This is a genomic window from Serratia sp. 506_PEND, assembly GCF_001076875.1.
GTDB classification, from domain to species: Bacteria; Pseudomonadota; Gammaproteobacteria; order Enterobacterales; family Enterobacteriaceae; genus Serratia; species Serratia marcescens.
On the sequence record NZ_JVEL01000035.1, the window covers coordinates 1 to 21,011 of the forward strand.

At 61.8% G+C, this 21,011-nt stretch carries 20 protein-coding genes; 16 read left to right on the forward strand and 4 right to left on the reverse strand.

All coding sequences use genetic code 11. The features are described from left to right. Positions 1-12 precede the first annotated feature (12 nt). Positions 13-1,485, forward strand: a complete 1,473-nt coding sequence (locus ADK28_RS00765; RefSeq protein WP_048794637.1) for a PLP-dependent aminotransferase family protein — start codon at positions 13-15, stop codon at positions 1,483-1,485. A 22-nt stretch (positions 1,486-1,507) separates the two neighbouring features. On the opposite strand, the gene ADK28_RS00770 is transcribed toward ADK28_RS00765, so the two are convergent. Then, positions 1,508-3,127 carry an ABC-F family ATP-binding cassette domain-containing protein gene (locus ADK28_RS00770; protein WP_048794638.1) on the reverse strand — a complete coding sequence of 540 codons (1,620 nt, stop codon included), beginning with the start codon at positions 3,125-3,127 and terminating at the stop codon, positions 1,508-1,510. 424 nt (positions 3,128-3,551) lie between these two features. On the opposite strand from ADK28_RS00770, the gene ADK28_RS00775 reads away from it, so the two are divergent. After that, entirely contained in the window at positions 3,552-5,573 is a 2,022-nt protein-coding gene (locus tag ADK28_RS00775) for an FAD-dependent oxidoreductase (protein ID WP_048794639.1), read from the forward strand. A gap of 34 nt (positions 5,574-5,607) precedes the next feature. Here the strand turns inward: ADK28_RS00775 and rlmG are convergent, their stop codons facing one another. Beyond that, positions 5,608-6,747: a 23S rRNA (guanine(1835)-N(2))-methyltransferase RlmG gene (gene rlmG, locus ADK28_RS00780; RefSeq protein ID WP_048794640.1), complete on the reverse strand. Its 1,140-nt coding sequence runs from the start codon at positions 6,745-6,747 to the stop codon at positions 5,608-5,610. A 149-nt stretch (positions 6,748-6,896) separates the two neighbouring features. Here rlmG and ADK28_RS00785 point away from each other — a divergent pair, with 149 nt between their 5' ends. From ADK28_RS00785 to sstT, 5 genes are all read left to right on the forward strand, one after another. Beyond that, on the forward strand, positions 6,897-7,403 hold the full coding sequence (locus ADK28_RS00785; protein ID WP_004937154.1) for a M48 family metallopeptidase: 507 nt from the start codon (positions 6,897-6,899) through the stop codon (positions 7,401-7,403). Between the two features lie 49 nt (positions 7,404-7,452). After that, positions 7,453-8,433: a Gfo/Idh/MocA family protein gene (locus ADK28_RS00790; RefSeq protein ID WP_025304343.1), complete on the forward strand. Its 981-nt coding sequence runs from the start codon at positions 7,453-7,455 to the stop codon at positions 8,431-8,433. Between the two features lies 1 nt (position 8,434). Continuing rightward, positions 8,435-9,166 carry a glutamine amidotransferase gene (locus ADK28_RS00795; RefSeq protein ID WP_048794641.1) on the forward strand — a complete coding sequence of 244 codons (732 nt, stop codon included), beginning with the start codon at positions 8,435-8,437 and terminating at the stop codon, positions 9,164-9,166. A 252-nt stretch (positions 9,167-9,418) separates the two neighbouring features. Next, positions 9,419-10,387, forward strand: coding sequence for a TerC family protein (locus ADK28_RS00800; RefSeq protein WP_048794642.1), 969 nt, complete (start codon positions 9,419-9,421; stop codon positions 10,385-10,387). Positions 10,388-10,649: 262 nt separating this feature from the next. After that, entirely contained in the window at positions 10,650-11,885 is a 1,236-nt protein-coding gene (gene sstT / locus ADK28_RS00805; protein WP_033639315.1) for a serine/threonine transporter SstT, read from the forward strand. 53 nt (positions 11,886-11,938) lie between these two features. On the opposite strand, the gene ADK28_RS00810 is transcribed toward sstT, so the two are convergent. Next, a complete protein-coding gene (locus ADK28_RS00810; RefSeq protein ID WP_048794643.1) occupies positions 11,939-13,426 on the reverse strand; it encodes a UxaA family hydrolase in 1,488 nt (495 codons plus the stop codon). 20 nt (positions 13,427-13,446) lie between these two features. Further along, complete coding sequence (gene uxaC, locus ADK28_RS00815; protein WP_048794644.1) at positions 13,447-14,859, reverse strand: glucuronate isomerase; 1,413 nt, start codon at positions 14,857-14,859, stop codon at positions 13,447-13,449. Positions 14,860-15,143: 284 nt separating this feature from the next. On the opposite strand from uxaC, the gene ADK28_RS00820 reads away from it, so the two are divergent. From ADK28_RS00820 to ADK28_RS00860, 9 genes are all read left to right on the forward strand, one after another. Beyond that, on the forward strand, positions 15,144-16,442 hold the full coding sequence (locus ADK28_RS00820) for an MFS transporter (protein ID WP_015379157.1): 1,299 nt from the start codon (positions 15,144-15,146) through the stop codon (positions 16,440-16,442). A gap of 119 nt (positions 16,443-16,561) precedes the next feature. Then, positions 16,562-17,338: a transcriptional regulator ExuR gene (gene exuR, locus ADK28_RS00825; protein WP_004937137.1), complete on the forward strand. Its 777-nt coding sequence runs from the start codon at positions 16,562-16,564 to the stop codon at positions 17,336-17,338. 186 nt (positions 17,339-17,524) lie between these two features. Beyond that, positions 17,525-17,971: a hypothetical protein gene (locus ADK28_RS00830; RefSeq protein WP_004937135.1), complete on the forward strand. Its 447-nt coding sequence runs from the start codon at positions 17,525-17,527 to the stop codon at positions 17,969-17,971. Between the two features lie 136 nt (positions 17,972-18,107). After that, positions 18,108-18,788 carry a DedA family protein gene (locus ADK28_RS00835; protein WP_004937132.1) on the forward strand — a complete coding sequence of 227 codons (681 nt, stop codon included), beginning with the start codon at positions 18,108-18,110 and terminating at the stop codon, positions 18,786-18,788. Then, positions 18,785-19,159, forward strand: a complete 375-nt coding sequence (gene mzrA, locus ADK28_RS00840) for an EnvZ/OmpR regulon moderator MzrA (RefSeq protein ID WP_004937130.1) — start codon at positions 18,785-18,787, stop codon at positions 19,157-19,159. The genes ADK28_RS00835 and mzrA overlap by 4 nt, the downstream gene beginning before the upstream one ends. A 242-nt stretch (positions 19,160-19,401) precedes the next feature. Beyond that, positions 19,402-19,773, forward strand: coding sequence for a DUF1090 domain-containing protein (locus tag ADK28_RS00845; protein WP_048794645.1), 372 nt, complete (start codon positions 19,402-19,404; stop codon positions 19,771-19,773). 163 nt (positions 19,774-19,936) lie between these two features. Then, positions 19,937-20,242: a DUF883 family protein gene (locus tag ADK28_RS00850; RefSeq protein WP_004937125.1), complete on the forward strand. Its 306-nt coding sequence runs from the start codon at positions 19,937-19,939 to the stop codon at positions 20,240-20,242. 2 nt (positions 20,243-20,244) lie between these two features. Beyond that, positions 20,245-20,646, forward strand: a complete 402-nt coding sequence (locus ADK28_RS00855; protein WP_015379160.1) for a phage holin family protein — start codon at positions 20,245-20,247, stop codon at positions 20,644-20,646. Then, positions 20,643-20,930, forward strand: a complete 288-nt coding sequence (locus ADK28_RS00860) for a YqjK-like family protein (RefSeq protein WP_016930185.1) — start codon at positions 20,643-20,645, stop codon at positions 20,928-20,930. The genes ADK28_RS00855 and ADK28_RS00860 overlap by 4 nt, the downstream gene beginning before the upstream one ends. Positions 20,931-21,011 lie beyond the last annotated feature (81 nt).

Consider the following 21,011-nt stretch of genomic DNA (forward strand, 5'->3'; position numbering starts at 1 on the left):
TGAGGGATCCAATTGCGCTCATTGAGTGGTGATCTGTTGCTGCAGCGCCTCGGCGAACAGCCCGATGACAAGCTGCACAAGCGGCTTTACAACGCGATCCGCACCAGCATTCTCGACGGCAGCCTGCCGCCCTCCAGCCGCCTGCCCGCCTCGCGCGATCTGGCACAGGAGCTCAGCCTGTCACGCAACACCGTGTTAACCGTTTATGAACAACTGCTGGCGGAGGGCTACGTGTCGGCGCGCGCCGGCAGCGGCACCTTCGTCGCCGACACGGTGCCGGACAGCTGCCTGTCCACCGGCGGCGCTCCGGCGGACGGCAGCGGGCAACCGCGGCGCGTCGAACTGTCGGAGCGCGGCGCCACGCTGCTGCACCACGCCAGCGCCAGCCCCAAACAGTGGGGGGCGTTCATTCCCGGCGTCCCCGACGTCAACGCCTTTCCTCATCAGCTGTTCAGCAAGATCCAGGCGCGCCTCAGCCGCCGCCCGACGCCGCAGCGGCTGACCTACAGCAATCAGGGCGGCAGCCCGGAGCTGCAGCATGCGTTGGTGGAGTATTTACGGGTGGCGCGCTCGGTGCGCTGCTCGCCGGAACAGATCCTGATCACTGAAGGCATCCATCAGGCGATCGATCTGGTGACGCGCATGTTGTGCAATCCGGGGGATGACGCCTGGATCGAAGAGCCGGGCTATTGGGGGATCCGCAATATCCTGCGCATCAATGCGCTGAACATCTGCCCGCTGGCGGTGGACGAGGCCGGGCTGGTGCCGCCGGAGCAGCCAACGACGCCGCCCCGCCTGATTTTCGTCACCCCGTCGCACCAATATCCGCTCGGCTCGGTGATGAGCCTGGCGCGCCGCCAACGGCTGCTGGCGCTGGCGCGGAACGCCGGCGGCTGGATCGTCGAAGACGATTACGACAGCGAATTCCGCTTTTCCGGCCAACCGATCCCGGCGCTGCAGGGGCTGGAAGCCGATGCGCCGGTGATCTACATCGGCACCTTCAGCAAAACGCTCTACCCGGCGCTGCGTCTCGGCTATGTGGTATTGCCGCCGCCGCTGGTGCAGGCGCTGAAAACCGCCCACGCCGAGCTGTACCGCGGCGGGCACCTGCTGATCCAGAGCGCGTTGGCGGAGTTTATTCAGGCGGGGCACTATACGGCGCATATCCGTCGCATGCGGCTGCTGTACGCCCGGCGGCGCGCCTTCCTGACCGGATTGATCGAACGGCACCTCGGCAAACAGGCGCTCAGCGAGTTCAACAGCAACGCCGGATTGCACCTGATCCTCAACCTGCCGGACGAGGCCGACGACGTGGCGATCGCCGCCGCCGCCGGCGCGCAAGGGGTGCTGGTGAGGCCACTGTCGCGCTACTACATGCTGCCCAACCGCCGGCGCGGCCTGCTGATGGGCTTTGCCTGCGTGCCGGAAGAGCAAATGGCCGCCGCCTTCACCCAACTGCTGGCGTGCATCAACGCCCCGCACTAAGTCAGAGCGCCGCCCGCCTGCCTCACCAGGTCTGAAACCGCCAGCCGTCCGCCTGTCGGTACAGGCGGTGCGTCGGCCGCAGCGCCTGCAGGAAGTCTTCGTCGTGCGACACCACCAGCATCGCGCCGGGGAAATCCGCCAGCGCGGTTTCGATCGCCAGCGACGACGCCAGATCCAGGTGGTTGGTCGGCTCGTCGAGCAACAGCAGCTGCGCCGGTTGTCGCCGCCAGAGCGCACAGGCCAGCGCCGCCTTCAGCCGTTCTCCGCCGCTCAGCGAGCCCAGCGGCAACGCGATGCGATCCGCGCCAAGCTGCAGCTGCGCCAGCCGGGTGCGCAACGCCCCTTCCGCCAACGGCGAATCCTGCAGCCCCAGATGTTCCATTACTGACAGGCCCGGATCGAGCTGCGACAGGGTTTGATCGAGGTAGGCCGTCGACAGCGGGCAATGACAATGGCCGGAAAGCGCCGCCAACTGACCGAGAACGGTCTTCAGCAAGGTGGATTTGCCGCAGCCGTTGGGGCCGGTCAACGCCACGCGCATCGGACCGTCGATCCGCAAATCCAGCGGCGGCGCGCTGACGAACGGCAACTGCAGCCGCTCGAGCACCAGCACCTGCTTGTTTGCGTTCACTTCACTGCCGGGCAGCGCCAGCAACACCGGCTGTTCCTCTTCTACCCGCTGATAGGCTTCGCGCACTGCCGCATCGAGGCTGTCGCGCCGATCCTGATGCTGTTTGCGCAGCGTGCCGAGGCTCTCCTTCGCCGCCGACTTGTAGGCCACCCGTTCGAAAGAGGCGATATTCAGCGTATCGACGACGCGCAGCGTTTGTGCCGAGCGCCGCTGGCTCATGTCGTGCTCTTTCTGTTGGCGAGCGCGGGTGCGGCGGCGCTCCTCGCGCGCATGCTCCAGATCGGCGCGCGCCGCCTGCTGCTCCGTATCGCGCTGGCGCCGGTAGTCATCATAGTTGCCGCCGTAGCTGCGCAGCGCGCCGGGCGTCAGTTCGACGATGCGCTCCATGCGCGCCAGCAGCTGCCGGTCATGGCTGGCGATCAGCAACCCGCCCCGCCACTGATCCAGCTGTTGATACAGCCAGGCGCGCCCGGCGTTGTCGAGGTGGTTGGTCGGTTCATCCAGCAGCAGAAAATCCGCCTCGCCCAGCAAGGCGCCGCACAGGGCCGCGCGCATCCGCTCGCCGCCGCTCAGCGAACTGGCGGATCGCAACGGATCGAAGGCCGGCAGCCCGGCAGCGGCAAAGGCGTTTTGCAGGCGATCGTGGAGATCCCAGCGCCCTTCCAGACGATCGATATCGTCCGCCAGCGGCCGCCCCTGCTCGAGACGCGCCAGCGCGGCGAACGCCTCGCCATAGCCCAACAGCTGGGCCAGCGTGGTGTGCGGCGCGATCTCCGGTTGCTGTGCAACGTAAGCTACTGTGGCATGAGATTCGACGTGCCCGTTGCCCGGTTGATCCAGCCCGGCGATCAGGCGCAGCAGCTGGGTTTTGCCGACGCCGTTGCGCCCCACCAGGCCGCAGCGCTGCCGATCAAAAGCGAGATCCAGCGGACCGAACAGCGTTTCGCCGTCAGCAAATTGGCAGATCAGTTGATGTAAAACGAAATAAGGGGACTGCGCTGAATGAGCCATAAGCACTCCTGAATGAGATCAAAACATCCCCACAGGGCGCGAGAGCGCACAGCGTGGGACACGATATCAACAGGTGTGGGTGTTCATTTTCGGTAATGGCTCCGCAGAGAGAAGGATTTTGCAACGCGTAAAGGCTAACCGATCTTTTGTTCGTTATGCAAACAGAGTCTGAGATTCATGACATCTATCACATTCGGCGCAACGCAGATTCCCAAGCGGCGCGACAACGGCTAGATTTATCTCATCCGACCACTTGTGTTCACATAATAATAACAGATGCTCATCCCCAATCGCTTTCAACCTGCAGCCAGGCGGCAAGTTCGGGCGTTCCCAGGAGCTTACTCAAGTAAGTGACTGGGGCGAGCGAACGCAGGCAACAACGCTGCAGGTTGAAAGAGGCGGGGGATGAACGATGGAGAGTGCAATGAGCAATTACCCTCACCTGCTGGCGCCGCTGGATCTCGGCTTCACCACCCTGAAAAACCGGGTGCTGATGGGATCGATGCATACCGGCCTGGAAGAGCTGCCCGACGGCCCGCAGCGCCTGGCCGCGTTCTATGCCGAGCGCGCCGCCGCCGGCGTGGCGCTGATCGTCACCGGCGGCATTGCCCCGAACGAACAGGGCGTGGTGTTTCGCGGCGGTTCGATCCTCAACAGCGAGGCGCAATTGCCCCACCACCGCCCGGTAACCGAGGCCGTCCACCGGGCGGGCGGCAAAATTGCGCTGCAGATCCTGCACACCGGCCGCTACAGCTATCAACCCAAGCTGGTAGCCCCTTCCGCGCTGCAGGCGCCAATCAACCCGTTTACGCCGAGCGCCCTGAGTGAAGCGGAGATCGCACAGACCATCGCCGACTTCGCCCGCTGCGCGGCGCTGGCGCAGCAGGCCGGCTATGACGGCGTTGAGGTGATGGGTTCCGAAGGCTACCTGATCAACCAATTCTTGACGACGCGCACCAACCAGCGCGACGACCAATGGGGCGGCAGCTTCACCAACCGCATGCGGTTCGCCGTCGAGACCGTCAGGGCGGTACGCCAGGCCGTGGGCCCGGAATTCATTCTGATCTACCGGCTGTCGATGCTTGATCTGGTGGAAGACGGCTCCAGTTGGGAGGAGATCGAGCAGCTGGCGCTGGCGATCGAACAGGCGGGCGCCACGATCATCAATACCGGCATCGGCTGGCACGAAGCGCGTATTCCGACCATCGCCACCATGGTGCCGCGCGCCGGATTCAGCTGGGTGACCCGCAAGCTGATGGGCAAGGTCAGCATCCCGCTGATCACCACCAACCGCATCAACGATCCGGCGGTGGCCGAGCAGGTGCTGGCGGACGGCTGCGCCGACATGGTGTCGATGGCGCGTCCGTTTCTCGCCGACGCCGCCTTTGTGCAGAAAGCCGCCGAGGGGCGCGCCGACGAGATCAATACCTGCATCGGTTGCAACCAGGCCTGCCTCGATCAGATCTTTGAAGGCAAGCTGACTTCCTGTCTGGTCAACCCGCGCGCCTGCCGTGAAACCGAAATGCCGCTGACGATGGCGGAAAAGCCGAAAAAACTGGCGGTGGTCGGCGCCGGCCCCGCCGGGCTGGCGTTTGCCACCACCGCCGCCAGCCGCGGCCATCGGGTGACGCTGTTCGACGCCGCCGAGCAGATCGGCGGCCAGTTCAACATCGCCAAGCAGATCCCCGGCAAGGAAGAATTCCATGAAACCCTGCGTTACTTCCGCCGCCAGCTGGCGCTGCGTGAAGTGACGGTCAGGCTGGGCGTCAAGGTCGAAGCGGCGGATTTAAGCGAATTCGATGAGGTGATCCTCGCCTGCGGCATCGTGCCGCGCACCCCGGATATTCCCGGCATCGGGCACGCCAAGGTGCTGAGCTATCTGGACGTGCTGCGCGATAAAAAACCGGTCGGCCAGCGGGTGGCGATCGTCGGCGCCGGCGGCATCGGCTTCGATACCGCCGAGTACCTCAGCCAGCACGGCGTGTCCAGCAGCCTGGATCAGGCGGAATTCAACCGCGAATGGGGCATCGACGGGCGCCTTGAGCAGCGCGGCGGGCTGGCGGAGCAAGGGCCGCAGGCGCCGCGCGCCGCCCGGCAGATCTACCTGTTGCAACGCAAAACCAGCAAAGTGGGCGAAGGCCTGGGGAAAACCACCGGTTGGATCCACCGCGCCAGCCTGGCGATGCGCGGCGTGAAGATGCTCAACAGCGTCAGCTATCGGCTGATCGACGACGAAGGGCTGCACATCACCCGCGCCGAGCAAGACAGCTGCCTGCCGGTGGACACGGTGGTCATTTGCGCCGGGCAGGAACCGCGCCGCGAACTGCAGCAGCCGCTGCTGGCGATGGGGAAAACCGTGCACCTGATCGGCGGCGCCGACGTGGCCGTCGAGCTGGACGCCCGCCGCGCGATCGATCAGGGCACGCGGTTGGCGATGGCGCTGTAAAAAAGGGGCGCCCGGCGCCCCTTGTTATTCACGCTCAGCGACGCGCGCCGGATTTCACCGCTCGAAGGATCACGAACTTCTTGTTCGAGGCCACCAGCGTGCAGTTGCCGAACAGGCGCTTGAGTTTCTGATGGTAGTCGAGGTGACGGTTGCCGACGATGCGCAATTCGCCGCCCACCTGCAGGCAGCGCTTGGCGTCGCAGAACATCTGCCAGGCGGTGTGATCGGTAATGGCGTGTTGCTGGTGGAACGGCGGGTTGCAGAGCACCGCCTGCACGCTTTCGCGCTCGATGCCCGCCAGCGCGTTGTTCACCTCAAACTGACAGCGATCCAGCTCTTGCGGCAGGTTGTGCTCCACGTTCAGCTCGCTGGAGGCCACCGCCATGTAAGATTCATCGACAAAGGTCACCTGCGCTTCCGGGTTTTGCGCCAGCGCCGTCAAACCAATCACGCCGTTGCCGCAGCCCAGATCGACGATATGGCCGTTCAGGCCGCGCGGCAGATGCTCCATAAACAGGCGCGCGCCGATATCCAGGCTGCCGCGCGAGAAGACGTTGGCGTGGTTGTGGATCAGCCAATCGGTGCCGTCCAGCGTCCAGTTGGTGGTTTCCGCTGCCGCCGGCGGAACGATGTCCGCCGCCTGGCAGAAGATCAGGCGCGCCTTCTTCCACGCCAGGCTGGTGCGCGTTGGGCCCAGCACTTTTTCAAACAGCTGCATCGTCGAGGTGTGCACGTCGCGCGCTTTGGCGCCGGCAACGATCAGCGTGTCTTCGGTCACGACGTGGCGCAGCGCGCGCAGCTGCTGTTCCAGCAGCGCCAGCGCTTTCGGCACGCGAATCAGCACCACCGCCGGCGCCGCCGGCAGCTCGGCCAGGCTGTCCAGCAGCGTGATCTGCTCGGGATCCAGACCGTTGAGCTTGAGGTTGTGGCGCGTCGCCAGCTGGCTCATGTACGAATCGCTGACGCTGTAAGGGCGATGCGCGTGCAACGCACAGGCCAGGGTGCCGAAGTTATCGTTGAAAATCAGCACCGGGCGGCCGCCGATATCTACGTTTTCAAGCTGTTGCAGCAGATATTCGTCCGCCGCTTCCCACGCCTGCAGTTGGGTGGATTCTTCCTGTTGGGGATAACGCTCCAGCTCAAGTTGCTGTGTTCCCAGATCGAGTTGGCTCATTGCCCCTCCTGACTGATAAAATTTGGGCTGTTTATCCCCTAAAAACGCCCGTCAGTAAAATGTTTTTTCGGATAAATTGCGTATGTCAGGATTTGAGCGAAAAAACAGCATAGAATGACCGGCTGAATGGCCGTTGATACGGAACAAGAATGTCTGAATTGACCTACCTGCAAGGCTACCCAACGCATCTGCAAAGCCAGGTGCAGCAACTGATCCATCAGAATCGGCTGGGGGACGTGCTGCTGCAGCGCTATCCGCAGGTGCACGACTGCACCACCGACAAATCGCTGTATCAGTTTACCGTCGATCTGAAAAACCAGTATCTGCGCAACGCCCAGCCGCTGAGCAAGGTGGCCTACGACAGCAAGATCCACGTCATGAAACATGCGCTGGGCCTGCACACCGCCATCTCGCGCGTGCAGGGCGGCAAGCTGAAGGCCAAGGCGGAAATCCGCGTGGCGACGGTGTTCAAGGTCGCGCCCGAGCCGTTCCTGCGCATGATCGTGGTGCATGAGCTGGCGCATCTGAAAGAGAAAGATCATAACAAGGCGTTCTACAGCCTGTGCTGCCATATGGAGCCGGATTACCACCAGTTGGAGTTCGATACCCGGCTGTATCTGACGCACCTTTCGCTGTTCGGCGAGCTGTATGCATAGCGAGTGAGGGCGTGATAATCTGCGGTTTTAGGCTGGACCGGAGCTCGCCATGATTCGCTTTGCCGTCGTCGGCACCAACTGGATTACGGAACGTTTTATCGATGCCGCCCATGAAAGCGGCAAACTCAAGTTGAGCGCCGTGTATTCACGCTCGCTGGAACAGGCGCAGGCGTTTGGCGCCAACTATCAGGTCACGCAGTTTTTCGACTCTCTCGAGGCGATGGCCCAGTCCGACGCCATAGACGCGGTGTATATCGCCAGCCCCAATTCCCTGCACTGCCCGCAATCGCTGCTGTTCCTGCGCCATAAAAAGCATGTGATCTGCGAAAAACCGCTGGCCTCCAACCAGCGCGAAGCGGAACAGTTGGTAGCCTGCGCGCGGGAAAACCAGGTGGTGCTGTTCGAGGCGTTCAAAAGCGCCTATCTGCCGAATTTTCTGGCGCTGCAACAGGCATTGCCGAAAATCGGCCGGCTGCGCAAAGCCTTCATCAACTATTGCCAATACTCTTCGCGCTACCCGCGCTACCTGGCCGGCGAGAACCCCAACACGTTTAATCCGCAGTTCTCCAACGGCTCGATCATGGACATCGGCTACTACTGCCTGGCCAGCGCGGTGGCGCTGTTCGGCGCGCCGCAGTCGGTGCTCGCCAGCGCCACGCTGCTCGATACCGGTGTGGACGCCCACGGCACCGTCTGCCTGAACTACGGCGATTTCGACGTCACGCTTTCCCATTCCAAGGTCAGCGACTCGGCGATCCCCAGCGAGATCCAGGGAGAAGAAGGCACGCTGATTATCGACAAAATCTCCGAGTGCCAGGGCGTGGCGCTGACGCCGCGCGGCGGCAACCGCCAGGATCTGAGCCAGCCGCAGCACATCAACACCATGCTGTATGAGGCGCTGGCCTTCGCCGAGTTGGTTGAGAAGCGTCAGGTGGAACATCCGGGGCTGGAGAATTCGCTGATCGTCGCCCGCCTGCTGACCGATATCCGCCGCCAGACCGGCGTCGTCTTCCCCGCCGACGGAGAATGAGATGAAACCGCTGCTCGTGATGCAAACCGGCGACGCGCCGCAGGCCATTCGTCAGGAATTGGCAAACTTTGAAGGCATGTTCCTGCAACAGGGGAATATCGACGCCGAACGCGCGCACATCGTGCATCTGCCCGCCGGCGAACGGCCGTTGCCGCCGGCCGCCTATTGCGGCGTGGTCATCACCGGCTCGCCGGCGATGGTGACCGAACGGCTGCCGTGGAGCGAGGAGGCCGCCGAGTGGCTGCGCCAGGCGATGGCGATCAAACTGCCGCTGTTCGGCGTCTGCTACGGCCATCAGCTGTTGGCCTACGCGCTCGGCGGCGAAGTGGGTTACCACCCGCAGGGCATGGAAGTCGGCACGCTGGAGATCGAACTGCTGCCCGCCGCGGCCGACGATCGGCGGCTCACCCTGCTGCCGCCGCGCTTCAAAGCCAACCTGATCCACTCGCAGAGCGTGCTCACGCCGCCCGCCGGCGCGCAGACGCTGGCGCGTTCGCAGCAGGACGCGCACCAGATCCTGCGCTATGGCGATCATGCCCTGACCACCCAGTTCCACCCGGAATTCAACGGCGCGGTGATGAGCCAGTATCTGCAGTGGCTCGGCGAGCGGCATCCCGAGCAGCAAGCCCGCTACCACCAGCAACAACAACAGGTTAGCGACACGCCGTTCAGCCGCCTGCTGCTGCAGGGATTCGTCGTCAGCCTAGGCGCGCAAAAAGCGTTGGCCGGCTAACGCGATTCACGTTGACCGCCGACACATTTTGCATTACTTTCTGCTCTGCAAAGGGGAGTAACTTCATTGCCGGTCAATCGTCATTACGATGCGCAAGCATCCGGTTACCGGGCAACCTGATGTCAAAGGTGTAACCACCTTCATCAACGTTGTAAGTGAGACCTTGCCGGAAGGCGAGGTTTGCTTGCAGCGTTCACAGAGCGGCTGGCGTCTTCCGACGTTGGCCGTTTTTGTTTTTGAAGGATACCTCTGATGATGAATTCCGTTGGCACACCGTGGTTATGGGGCAGCTTCGCCGCCGTCATAGTCGTGATGCTCGCAATCGATCTCCTGTTGCAGGGCCGTAAAGGCACGCACACCATGACTATGAAGCAGGCAGCCAGTTGGTCGCTGGTGTGGGTCAGCCTCTCCCTGCTGTTCAACTTCGGTTTCTGGTACTACCTGAATGAAACCGCCGGGCGCGCCGTCGCCGATACCCAGGCGCTGGCCTTCCTGACCGGTTACCTGATCGAAAAAGCGCTGGCGGTAGATAATGTGTTCGTCTGGCTGATGCTGTTCAGCTACTTCGCCGTGCCGGCCAACCTGCAACGGCGGGTGCTGATCTACGGCGTACTGGGCGCAATCGTGCTGCGCACCATCATGATCTTCGCCGGCAGCTGGCTGGTCAGCCAGTTCCAGTGGCTGCTGTATCTGTTCGGCGCTTTCCTGTTGTTCACCGGTATTAAAATGGCGCTGGCGAAGGAAGATGACTCGGCGATCGGCGACAAACCGCTGGTGAAATGGCTGCGCAGCCGCTTGCGCATGACCGACAGCCTGGAAGGCGAGCGTTTCTTCGTGCGCCGCAACGGCATCCTGTTCGCCACCCCGCTGGTGCTGGTGCTGATCCTGGTGGAACTGAGCGACGTGATTTTCGCGGTGGACAGCATTCCGGCGATCTTCGCCGTGACCACCGATCCGTTCATCGTGCTGACCTCTAACCTGTTCGCCATCATGGGCCTGCGCGCCATGTACTTCCTGCTGGCCAACGTGGCGGAACGTTTCTCGATGCTGAAATACGGCCTGTCGGTGATCCTGGTGTTTATCGGTATCAAGATGCTGATAATCGACTTCTTCCACATCCCGATCGGCATATCGCTCGGCGTGGTGGCGGGCATCCTGACGCTCACCTTGCTGATCAACGCCTGGATCAATCGCCGCAACGATCGCCTGGCGAAGAAATAACCATAATCTGTTATCCGGGGCGCTAGCCGCCCCGCGATTGTTTGGCAATTCCCCCAAAACGCCAAACGTTATTGCGATCACACAAATGTAACCAGTATGTTATCAAGTGTTGATCCGCGCTCAGAATTTCACCCTCGCCTCTTTCCAACCTCATTCGATTGCTGAATACTGATTCGGCAAACACACTTAGTTACAGAATCATATAAAGCTGCCCGGCGTCGTTCCCGCCGCGGCGGCCAGATAACATCAGGAAGAAAGCACTATGCAAAAACTACTACAAAAGATCACGCAGGGCAGCCTGGTCAAACAAATCATGGCCGGCCTGGTGGCCGGCATTCTGGTGGCGCTGGTTTCGCCGGCGGCCGCGGCGGCGGTCGGCCTGCTCGGTTCCCTGTTCGTCGGCGCGCTGAAAGCGGTGGCGCCGGTGCTGGTGCTGATTCTGGTGATGGCCTCGATCGCCAACCATAAACAGGGGCAGAAAACCAACATTCGCCCGATCCTGTTCCTCTACCTGCTGGGCACCTTCGCCGCAGCGCTGGTAGCGGTCGTCGTCAGCTTTATCTTCCCTTCCACGCTGGCGCTGACCACCGGCGCGACCGACATTACCCCGCCGGGCGGCATTGTGGAGGTGATGAAGGGCCTGTTGATGAGCGTGGTGGCCAACCCATTCCATGCGCTGATTAACGCCAACTACATCGGCATTCTGGCGTGGGCCGTCGGGCTGGGGCTGGCGCTGCGCCACGCTTCCGAAACCACCAAGGGGCTGATCAACGACATGTCCCATGCGGTCACGCTGGTGGTGCGCGCGGTGATCCGCTGTGCGCCGCTCGGCATCTTCGGCCTGGTGGCCTCTACGCTGGCGGAAACCGGCTTCGGCGCGCTGTGGGGCTATGCGCAACTGCTGATGGTGTTAATCGGCTGCATGCTGCTGGTAGCGCTGGTGCTCAACCCGCTGATCGTGTACTGGAAGATCCGCCGCAACCCGTATCCGCTGGTGTTCGCCTGCCTGCGCGAGAGCGGCGTGACCGCCTTCTTCACCCGCAGCTCCGCCGCCAACATCCCGGTGAACATGGAGCTGTGCAAAAAGCTGAACCTGAATGAGGACACCTACTCGGTTTCCATCCCGCTGGGCGCCACCATCAACATGGCCGGCGCGGCGATCACCATCACCGTGCTGACGCTGGCGGCGGTAAACACGCTGGGCATCGCGGTAGACGTCCCGACCGCCCTGTTGCTGAGCGTGGTGGCCGCCCTCTGCGCCTGCGGCGCCTCCGGCGTGGCCGGCGGCTCGCTGCTGCTGATCCCGCTGGCGTGCAACATGTTCGGCATTCCGAACGACGTGGCGATGCAGGTGGTGGCGGTCGGCTTTATCATCGGCGTGCTGCAGGATTCGGCGGAAACCGCCCTCAACTCCTCCACCGACGTGCTGTTCACCGCCGCGGCCTGCCAGGCGGAAGACCAGCGGCTGGCGAACGAAGACCCGCTGAAGGTGCGTTAACCCCGCCTTGCCTCATCAAAAAGGCGCTCCCTCGAGCGCCTTTTTTATCAGCCTTACAGCGTCACCCCGCTTTTAAATATCGCCAGCTCGCGGAAGTCGTTGGTTTCATTACGCGCCGGACGCCCGTTGGCGATCTCGACAATCAGGTCGATGAAGCGGCTGAGCAACGTCTCCATCGCCATGCCGTGAACCAGGCCGCCGGCGTCGAAATCGATCCAGTGCGGTTTCTTCGCCGCCAGCTCGCTGTTGGTCGCCAGCTTCACCGTCGGCACAAAGCCGCCGTACGGCGTGCCGCGCCCGGTGCTGAACAGCACCATATGACAGCCGGCGCCGGCCAGCGCGCTGGTCGCCACCGCATCGTTGCCTGGCGCGCTGAGCAGATTCAGCCCCGGCACGCGCAGCCGCTCGCCGTATTTCAACACGTCCACCACCTGGCTTAGCCCCGCCTTTTGGGTGCAGCCAAGCGACTTCTCCTCCAGCGTGGTGATGCCACCGGCCTTGTTGCCCGGCGACGGATTCTCATAAATCGGCTGCTGATGGGCAATGAAATAGCGTTTGAAATCGTTGATCATGTCGACGGTTTTGCCGAAGGTCTCCCCATCGCGACAGCGGCTCATCAGAATGCGCTCGGCGCCGAACATCTCCGGCACTTCGGTCAGCACCGTGGTGCCGCCGTTGGCGATCGCATAATCGGAGAACCGCCCCAGCAGCGGGTTGGCGGTGATACCCGACAATCCGTCCGAACCGCCGCACTCCAGGCCGAACTTCAGCTCGCTCAGGCGGCCCGGCTCGCGGCGATCGTGGCGCATCTCCCGGTACAGCTCGTGCAACAGCGCCAGCCCGGCCTCCACTTCGTCGTCCTGTTGTTGGCACACCATAAAGCGCAGCCGCCGCTCGTCCTCTATCCCCAACGTAGCGCGAAAGGCATCCACCTGATTGTTCTCGCAACCCAGCCCGATCACCAGCACCGCGCCGGCGTTGGGATGGCGCGCCAGATTTTGCAGCATGATGCGAGTATTGGCATGATCCTGCCCCAGCTGCGAGCAGCCGAACGGATGGCTGAACAGGTGAACGCCGTCGATCCCGTCCGCCTGCGTTTGCTGCAAAAAGCGCTGTTGGATCTGACGGGCGATGCCGTTGACGCAGCCGACGGTCGGCACGATCCACAGCTCGTTGCGGATCCCCACTTCGCCGCCGGCCCGGCGGTACAGCTGCACCTCGCGATCCGCCGCCTGCGGCGGCAACGTCGGGAACTGCGGCTGGTAACGGTAGCTGTCCAGATCGCTCAGGTTGGTTTTGACGTTTTGCGAATGAATGTGCTCCCCAGGCGCAATGGCCGCGAGCGCATGGCCGATCGGCTGGCCGTATTTGATGATGTCTTCGCCCTCGGCGATCGGGCCGAGCGCAAATTTGTGCCCGCGCGCCACCGGCTGCGCCAGTTGGATGACCGCGCCTTCCAGCTCAACGCACTCTCCGGCAGCCAGATCGCGCAGCGCCACCGCCACGTTATCCTGCTCATGAATCTTTATCGTACTTTGCATAAACCGGTCCCGGATAACGGCTACGCCAGTTCAATGGCGAAATAGTCTTTGGCGTTGTCGAAGCAGATGTTTTTCACCATCTCGCCCAGCAGCGCGATATCCGCCGGCGCTTCGCCGTCCGCCACCCAACGACCGATCATCTGGCAAAGGATACGGCGGAAGTATTCATGGCGCGTATACGACAGGAAGCTGCGACTGTCGGTCAGCATGCCGACGAAGCGGCTCAGCAGCCCGAGCTGCGCCAGCTGCGTCATTTGGCGCTGCATGCCGTCCTTCTGATCGTTGAACCACCAGCCGGAGCCGAACTGCATCTTGCCCGGCGTGCCTTCCCCCTGGAAATTGCCGATCATGGTGCCGATTACTTCGTTATCGCGCGGGTTGAGGCAGTAGAGAATGGTTTTCGGCAGGCCCCCCTGCCGCGCCTGGGCATCCAGCAGCCGCGACAGCGGTTCCGCCAGCGGCCGATCGTTGATCGAGTCGAAGCCGATATCCGGCCCGACGGCGGCCAGCATGCGGCTGTTGTTATTGCGCAGCGCGCCGATGTGATACTGCTGCACCCAGCCGCGGCGCCGGTATTCGCCGGCCAGGAACAGCAGCACCGCGCTTTTGAACTGGGCGCTCTGTTCCGGCGTCGGCAGCTCGCCGTTCAGGCGGCGCAGCAGGATCGCATCCAACGTCGCTTCATCGGCCTCGCCGAACACCACCACGTCCAGCGCATGATCGGCCACCTTGCAACCGTGGGCGGCGAAGTGATCCATGCGCTTGTACAGCGCGTCGCACAGCGTGCTGAAGCGGCCGATGGCGGTGTCCGCCGCCGCCTCCAACTGCCGCAGATAGTCGTTGAAGCCGGGCGCATCGATGGTGAAAGCCTTGTCCGGCCGCCAGCTCGGCAATACCTTGATATCGAAGCCACGATCGTCGGCGATCGCCCGATGGTGGCGCAGATCGTCGATCGGATCGTCGGTGGTGCCGACCATTTTCACGTTCATCTGCTGCATGATGCCGCGCGCGCGAAACGCATCCTGCGCCAATAGCGCATTACCGCGCTGCCAGATCTCATCCGCCGTGGCCGGCGACAGCAGCGTGCCGGTGATGCCGAACGGCCGACGCAGCTCCAGATGCGTCCAGTGATAGAGCGGGTTGCCGATGGTGTGCGGCACCGTGGCGGCCCAGGCGTCGAATTTCTCGCGATCGCCCGCATCGCCGGTGCATAACCGCTCCGCCACGCCGTTAGTGCGCATCGCCCGCCATTTGTAGTGATCGCCCCGCAGCCAGATATCGTAGAGGTTGCTGAAGCGGGTATTCTCCGCGATCTGCTGCGGCGGCAAATGGCAGTGATAATCGAAAATCGGCTGCGGCGCCGCATAATCGTGATACAAGCGCCGGGCTAATTCGTTGTCCAGCAGGAAATCTTCGCTCAAAAACGTCGCCATCTCGGGCTCCTTACTTGCCGTGCGGCACGGGGTTCGAATCACAAAAGTTATCACACCAATTTTAACTAGCGTCCAGCAGATTTTTCCCGATGTCTGCCGTTCATCCTCTCTCTACGCCCTTTTTCGCTCAATTTACCGGCAAAAATGCCCTATTTCACCGGCCACAGTATCGCTCAGGCGAATAATTCCTTTTGTGATATCACTCAACTTTTAAACCTGTATGACAGGTTATTGTCTCGCCAGCCGCATCGACGGCCACACCTTCAAACGGGGAGACATTTCGGATGCGTAAAATTAAAGGGTTACGCTGGTACATGATCGGACTGGTGACCATCGGCACCGTGCTGGGCTACCTGACCCGCAACGCCATCGCCGTCGCGGCGCCGACGCTGGAAGATACGCTGCACATCACCACCCAACAGTATTCCTATATCGTCGCCGCCTATTCCGCCTGCTACACCGTGATGCAACCGGTGGCGGGCTATGTGCTGGACGTGCTGGGCACCAAGGTCGGTTACGCCATGTTCGCCATTCTGTGGGCGCTGTTCTGCATGGGCACCGCGCTGGCCAACAGCTGGGGCGGCCTGGCGCTGGCGCGCGGCGCGGTCGGCATGGCCGAGGCGGCGATGATCCCCGCCGGGCTGAAGGCCAGCAGCGAATGGTTTCCGGCCAAAGAGCGTTCGATCGCCGTCGGTTATTTCAACGTGGGTTCATCGATCGGCGGCATGATCGCCCCGCCGCTGGTGGTATGGGCCATCGTGGCGCACAGCTGGGAAATGGCGTTCATCATCACCGGCGTGCTGAGCCTGATCTGGGCCATTTGTTGGCTGCTGTTCTACAAGCACCCGAAAGATCAGAAGAAACTGAGCCAGGAAGAGCGCCGTTACATCCTCGAAGGCCAGGAAGCGCAGCACCAGACCTCTAACGCCAAAAAGATGTCCGCCTGGCAGATCGTGCGCAACCGCCAGTTCTGGGGCATCGCGCTGCCGCGCTTTCTGGCGGAACCAGCCTGGGGCACCTTCAACGCCTGGATCCCGCTGTTCATGTTCAAGGCCTACGGTTTTAATCTGAAAGAGATTGCCATGTTCGCCTGGATGCCGATGCTGTTCGCCGATCTCGGCTGCATCGTCGGCGGCTACCTGCCGCCGCTGTTCCAGAAGTATTTCAAGGTTAATCTGATCGTCTCACGCAAGCTGGTGGTAACGATGGGAGCGGTGTTGATGATCGGCCCCGGCATGATCGGCCTGTTCACCAGCCCTTACGCGGCTATCGCGCTACTGTGCGTCGGCGGCTTCGCCCATCAGGCGCTGTCCGGCGCGTTGATTACCCTCTCTTCCGACGTATTCGGCCGCAATGAGGTGGCGACCGCCAACGGGTTGACCGGCATGGCGGCCTGGACAGCCAGCACGCTGTTCGCCCTGGTGGTCGGCGCCCTGGCGGACACCCTCGGCTTCAGCCCGCTGTTCGCCGCGCTGTCGGTCTTCGACATTCTCGGCGCCATCGTCATCTGGACGGTGTTGCAAAACCGCCCGGCCGCCGAAACGCAACCGGCCACGCTGCAGCCTGCCCCGGCGCGCAGCTGATCCCGCCGCCCGGCCGCCGCGCCGGGCCTCTTGCTCCTCTGGCAGCGGTGCCGAATAAGTGGTATAACAAATCCGATGGCCACGCGCCCCTTCCCACCGCACCGTATAGAGCATTCACTATGGAATTCACCGAAACCAGACGCCTGTATCAGCAACTGGCCGCCGAGCTCAAGCAACGCATCGAAAGCGGCCGCTACCCGGTCGGCGACAAGCTGCCGGCCGAGCGATACATCGCCGAAGAGATGAATGTCAGCCGCACCGTGGTGCGCGAAGCGATCATCATGCTGGAGGTGGAAGGCTATGTGGACGTGCGCAAAGGATCCGGGATCCACGTGGTGTCCAACCAGCAAAAGCACCTGGTGGTGCCGGGCGACAGCATCGAGTTCGCCACCGCCGGCCCGTTTGAGCTGCTGCAGGCGCGCCAGCTGATAGAAAGCAACATCGCCGAATTCGCCGCCACCCAGGTGACCAAACAAGATATCGTGCAGTTGATGGAGATCCAGGAGCACGCCCGTAAAGAGGATCGCTTCCGCGACTCGCAGTGGGATCTGAAGTTCCACGTGCAGGTGGCGCTGGCCACCCAGAACACCGCCATGGCCACCATCGTGGAAAAAATGTGGGTGCAGCGGGTCAACAACCCTTACTGGAAAAAGCTGCACGAGCATATCGACGAACGCTCGATCGCCAGCTGGTGTGACGATCACGATCAGATCCTCAAGGCGCTGATGCGCAAAGATCCTTACGCCGCCAAACTGGCGATGTGGCAGCACCTGGAAAACACCAAACAGATGCTGTTCAACGCCACCAGCGATGACTTCGAATACAACGCCGATCGCTACCTGTTCGCCGAGAATCCGGTGGTGCATCTGGATGGCGTGAACCACGAGCCGAAATAGCCACGGCGGTCAAAAACCGTCGGCTTATGTCAGGTAATGTAAAATCCGCTGAATCGATGCCGGAACCGCCGTTTGCCGTGTACTATTTCACCGTCGGCAACGTAGATTTCCCTGTTGCCAATCGTGCTATTTTGGTAGAGTTAGCCCACTTTTTTACCCATTGCTGCGGGGGCGGGACGCGAATAAATGCGCTGGTTGTTTGCCATGCTGATTGCTGTTTTCTGCTGGACCGGTTCGGTCTCCGGCCAACAGCTATGCGTGGCGTCACCCAAGCCAACCCCCAGCGCGCTGAGCAGCCTGCCGCTGCTGGCGGAGCCGGCGCTTTCCCCCTATGATCATGTGTATCGGGCGCCGGCCGAAGCGCGCCGCAAAGCCCCCGGCAAGTTGCCGCTGCTGCTGCCCAGAGCGCACTCTTTCTCCGGTTCGCTGCTCGCATCCTCCCTGCCGGCGCCGGTCTATACCCTGGCTGCAGAGCCGGGTTACCGAATTCGCTTCCCCCGCCAGGACACCCCGGCCCCCAACCGGCTTGCCCAGGTCGACTGGATGCTGGACGCTTCCAGGCAACAGAGTCGCCAGGCCGGTTGGAAAGAAAGCAACATGCAGTACCGTGGCACGCTGACTTACCACCTATGACCGGTGTCGCACCGCTTAGAAACCTTAAAGCAACGCCGTTTCATCGTTATCAGCACTTAGGATCGCCGCGCGCTTTCAGCTCACGCCCGCTCCGCCGCTGAGATAAAAATAAACAATGACGTTTTAGGAACACCGGATGGACATCATTAAAGAACTGATACATGCCTTATGGCAGCAGGATTTTGAGACGCTGGCGAACCCTTCGTTGGTGTGGACCCTCTACATCCTGCTGTTCATGATCCTGTTTTTGGAGAACGGCCTGCTGCCGGCCGCTTTCCTGCCGGGTGACAGCCTGCTGATCCTGGTCGGCGTGCTGATCGCCAAAGGCACTATGGGCTTCCCATTGACCATCGTTATCCTGACCGTCGCCGCCAGCCTGGGGTGCTGGGTCAGTTATATACAAGGCCGGTGGCTCGGTAATACGCGAACGGTGCAAGGCTGGCTTTCGCATCTGCCGGCTCACTACCATCAACGCGCTCACAACCTGTTCCACCGCCACGGCCTTTCCGCCCTGCTGGTCGGCCGCTTCCTGGCCTTCGTGCGCACCCTGCTGCCAACCATCGCCGGCCTGTCCGGCCTGAGCAACGCACGCTTCCAGTTCTTCAACTGGATGAGCGGCCTGCTGTGGGTCTTGATCTTGACGACGCTGGGCTTCGCCCTGGGGAAAACTCCGGTGTTCCGCAAGTATGAAGATCAGCTGATGTTCTGCCTGATGATGTTGCCGCTGGTATTGCTGGTGGTCGGGCTGGTCGGCTCGTTGATCGTGTTGTGGCGCAAGAAGCGCGCCAACAGCCAGAACCCGGGGAAAGGGGCGTGACAGCAAAGCGCCCGCGCTGGCAATACGTCCTGATGATCGCGCTCGCCCTGCTGGCGTTGGCGACGCTGTTGGTGCCCTGTATGGTGCGCACCGAGAGCGAGCTGCGCATCCGCGCCAGCCAGCAAGGGCTGTCGCTGCCCGACGGCTTTTATGTCTACCAGCGCCTGGATGAACGCGGCATCCGCATCAAAAGCATTACGCCGGAAGGCGATGGCCTGGTCATCCGTCTGGATTCGCCGGAGCAGCAATTGCTGGCGCGCGAAGCGTTGCAAACCATTCTGCCGCCCGGTTACCACATCGCATTGAGCGAGTCCCCCGTGCCGTCGCATTGGGTGCGCGAATTTGCGCGTTCCCCGCTCAATCTGGGATAATCCCCCTTCATATGAAGGGGTTTCCTTTCATTGCCATTATCTTCATTTTCATTCGCATCGATTAGCTCAAGAATTAATCAGTCAGTACTGGGTCACGGCTGATTCTTTGGGGGCTCGCCGGTTTCATGACTATGCTGAAGGGTAACTTCAGCCGGCGATGAACGCCCTCCTCTCGTGCTGCCGCCTTCGGCAGCCAGGAAAGCGGATGCCTGTTCAGGCATCTCATGAAAAGGAACTGAAAGATGAAATTACGCCACTCACTGTTACTGCTGTTGCCACTCTGCACGCTGCCGGCGCTCGCTTCGGCCGCTGAGGGCGGCTGCGCCGCCAAAGCGCAAGACATCCAGCAGCAAATTGACTACGCCACCCAACACGGCAACACCCGCCGCGTGGAAGGGCTGAAAAAAGCGCTGAGCGAAGTGCAGACCCACTGCACCGAAGCCGGCCTGCAGGCCGAACGCCAGAAAAACATCGCAGAGAAACAGCGCAAGGTCGACGAGCGCCGGCAGGAGCTGAAAGAAGCGCAGCAAACCGGCAAGCTGGACAAGGTCGCCAAGAAACAGCAAAAGCTGACGGAAGCGCAGGCTGAGCTGAAACGCGCCCAGGCGGAATAATTTTTTATACCAGCGGATTTGTCGATGAGAGCCCCATCGCACGGGATTTCTTAAGCATATGGAATTGATGTCTGGTGTTATCTGCTGACCATCACCCCTTTGCTCCGGCGAAAAAATCCGCTATGTTAAAAGTCTGTCGAAATAAACGTTAAGGAATAATCACATGGCACATGATTCAAATGCAGAAAACTTACGCGCTGAACTGAAGTCCTTAGCCGATACGCTGGAGGAAGTGCTGAACTCCTCCACCGACAAGCCGAAAGCCGAGTTGGAGAAGCTGCGTTCGAAAGCGGAAGGCGCGCTGAAAGAGACCCGCGCTCGCCTGAGCGACGCCGGTGACAAGCTGGCTTCGCAAACCAAACAGATCGCCGGCCAGGCCGACGACTACGTGCGCGACAACCCGTGGACCGGCATCGGTATCGGCGCGGCGGTCGGCGTGGTGTTGGGCGTGCTGCTCGCGCGTCGTTAATCATGGCTGAACAACCGCAAGTTCGCGCGCAGGGCCCCGCCAAAGGGGTCCTGGATATCGGTCAGCGCATCATCACGATCCTGGTCGGCATGGTGGAAACCCGTGTCCGGCTGGCGGTGGTCGAGCTGGAAGAGGAGAAAGCCAACCTCATTCAGCTGCTGATCATGGCCGGTATGACACTGCTGTTCACCGCCTTCGGTTTGATGAGCCTGCTGATCCTGATCTTCTGGGCCATCGATCCGGTCTACCGGCTGGTGGCGCTGGGCGCCACCACTGGCGTGCTGCTGTTCCTGGCCGTGGTCGGCACCATCTGGACGCTGGTCAAGGCTCGTCGCACCACGCTGCTGGGCGCCACGCGCAAGCAGTTGGAACTCGACCGCGCCGAACTGGAGCGCGAACCATGAGCCGCCGCCGCTACCTGGAATGGAAAAAAGAGAGGCTGATTCGCCAGATCCAGCAACAGCGTCTGGATCTGGCCGAACACAAGTCTTTGTGGCTGGAAAAGACCGAACGCATTGACCGCGGCTGGCAGACAGTGTTTGGCCTGCGCCGCTATCTGGTACTCGGTTCCAGCGTCATGGCGCTGTACGGCATCCGCCACCCCAGCAAGATGATCCGCTGGTCGCGTCGTGCTTTCGGCGCCTGGAGCGCTATTCGACTGTTTAAAAAGACGTTTTCCTCCAAGTAAGTCGCTTAGCCTTTCCTTCAAACCTCCTGTTGCTCTGCCCGCATTTTCTGCCTTGATACAACGCGTCTAACCCCGGGGCCG

Excerpts from the sequence above, each read along its gene's own strand:
- ADK28_RS00835 (WP_004937132.1), top strand. The coding sequence starts at position 18,108 with ATGGACATCATTAAAGAACTGATACATGCCTTATGGCAGCAGGATTTT.
- ADK28_RS00775 (WP_048794639.1), top strand. The coding sequence starts at position 3,552 with ATGAGCAATTACCCTCACCTGCTGGCGCCGCTGGATCTCGGCTTCACC.
- ADK28_RS00850 (WP_004937125.1), top strand. The coding sequence starts at position 19,937 with ATGGCACATGATTCAAATGCAGAAAACTTACGCGCTGAACTGAAGTCC.
- ADK28_RS00855 (WP_015379160.1), top strand. The coding sequence starts at position 20,245 with ATGGCTGAACAACCGCAAGTTCGCGCGCAGGGCCCCGCCAAAGGGGTC.
- sstT (WP_033639315.1), top strand. The coding sequence starts at position 10,650 with ATGCAAAAACTACTACAAAAGATCACGCAGGGCAGCCTGGTCAAACAA.
- ADK28_RS00770 (WP_048794638.1), bottom strand. The coding sequence starts at position 3,127 with ATGGCTCATTCAGCGCAGTCCCCTTATTTCGTTTTACATCAACTGATC.
- ADK28_RS00785 (WP_004937154.1), top strand. The coding sequence starts at position 6,897 with ATGTCTGAATTGACCTACCTGCAAGGCTACCCAACGCATCTGCAAAGC.
- exuR (WP_004937137.1), top strand. The coding sequence starts at position 16,562 with ATGGAATTCACCGAAACCAGACGCCTGTATCAGCAACTGGCCGCCGAG.
- ADK28_RS00795 (WP_048794641.1), top strand. The coding sequence starts at position 8,435 with ATGAAACCGCTGCTCGTGATGCAAACCGGCGACGCGCCGCAGGCCATT.
- ADK28_RS00830 (WP_004937135.1), top strand. The coding sequence starts at position 17,525 with ATGCGCTGGTTGTTTGCCATGCTGATTGCTGTTTTCTGCTGGACCGGT.
- ADK28_RS00820 (WP_015379157.1), top strand. The coding sequence starts at position 15,144 with ATGCGTAAAATTAAAGGGTTACGCTGGTACATGATCGGACTGGTGACC.
- ADK28_RS00790 (WP_025304343.1), top strand. The coding sequence starts at position 7,453 with ATGATTCGCTTTGCCGTCGTCGGCACCAACTGGATTACGGAACGTTTT.
- ADK28_RS00800 (WP_048794642.1), top strand. The coding sequence starts at position 9,419 with ATGATGAATTCCGTTGGCACACCGTGGTTATGGGGCAGCTTCGCCGCC.
- uxaC (WP_048794644.1), bottom strand. The coding sequence starts at position 14,859 with ATGGCGACGTTTTTGAGCGAAGATTTCCTGCTGGACAACGAATTAGCC.
- rlmG (WP_048794640.1), bottom strand. The coding sequence starts at position 6,747 with ATGAGCCAACTCGATCTGGGAACACAGCAACTTGAGCTGGAGCGTTAT.
- ADK28_RS00845 (WP_048794645.1), top strand. The coding sequence starts at position 19,402 with ATGAAATTACGCCACTCACTGTTACTGCTGTTGCCACTCTGCACGCTG.
- ADK28_RS00860 (WP_016930185.1), top strand. The coding sequence starts at position 20,643 with ATGAGCCGCCGCCGCTACCTGGAATGGAAAAAAGAGAGGCTGATTCGC.
- ADK28_RS00810 (WP_048794643.1), bottom strand. The coding sequence starts at position 13,426 with ATGCAAAGTACGATAAAGATTCATGAGCAGGATAACGTGGCGGTGGCG.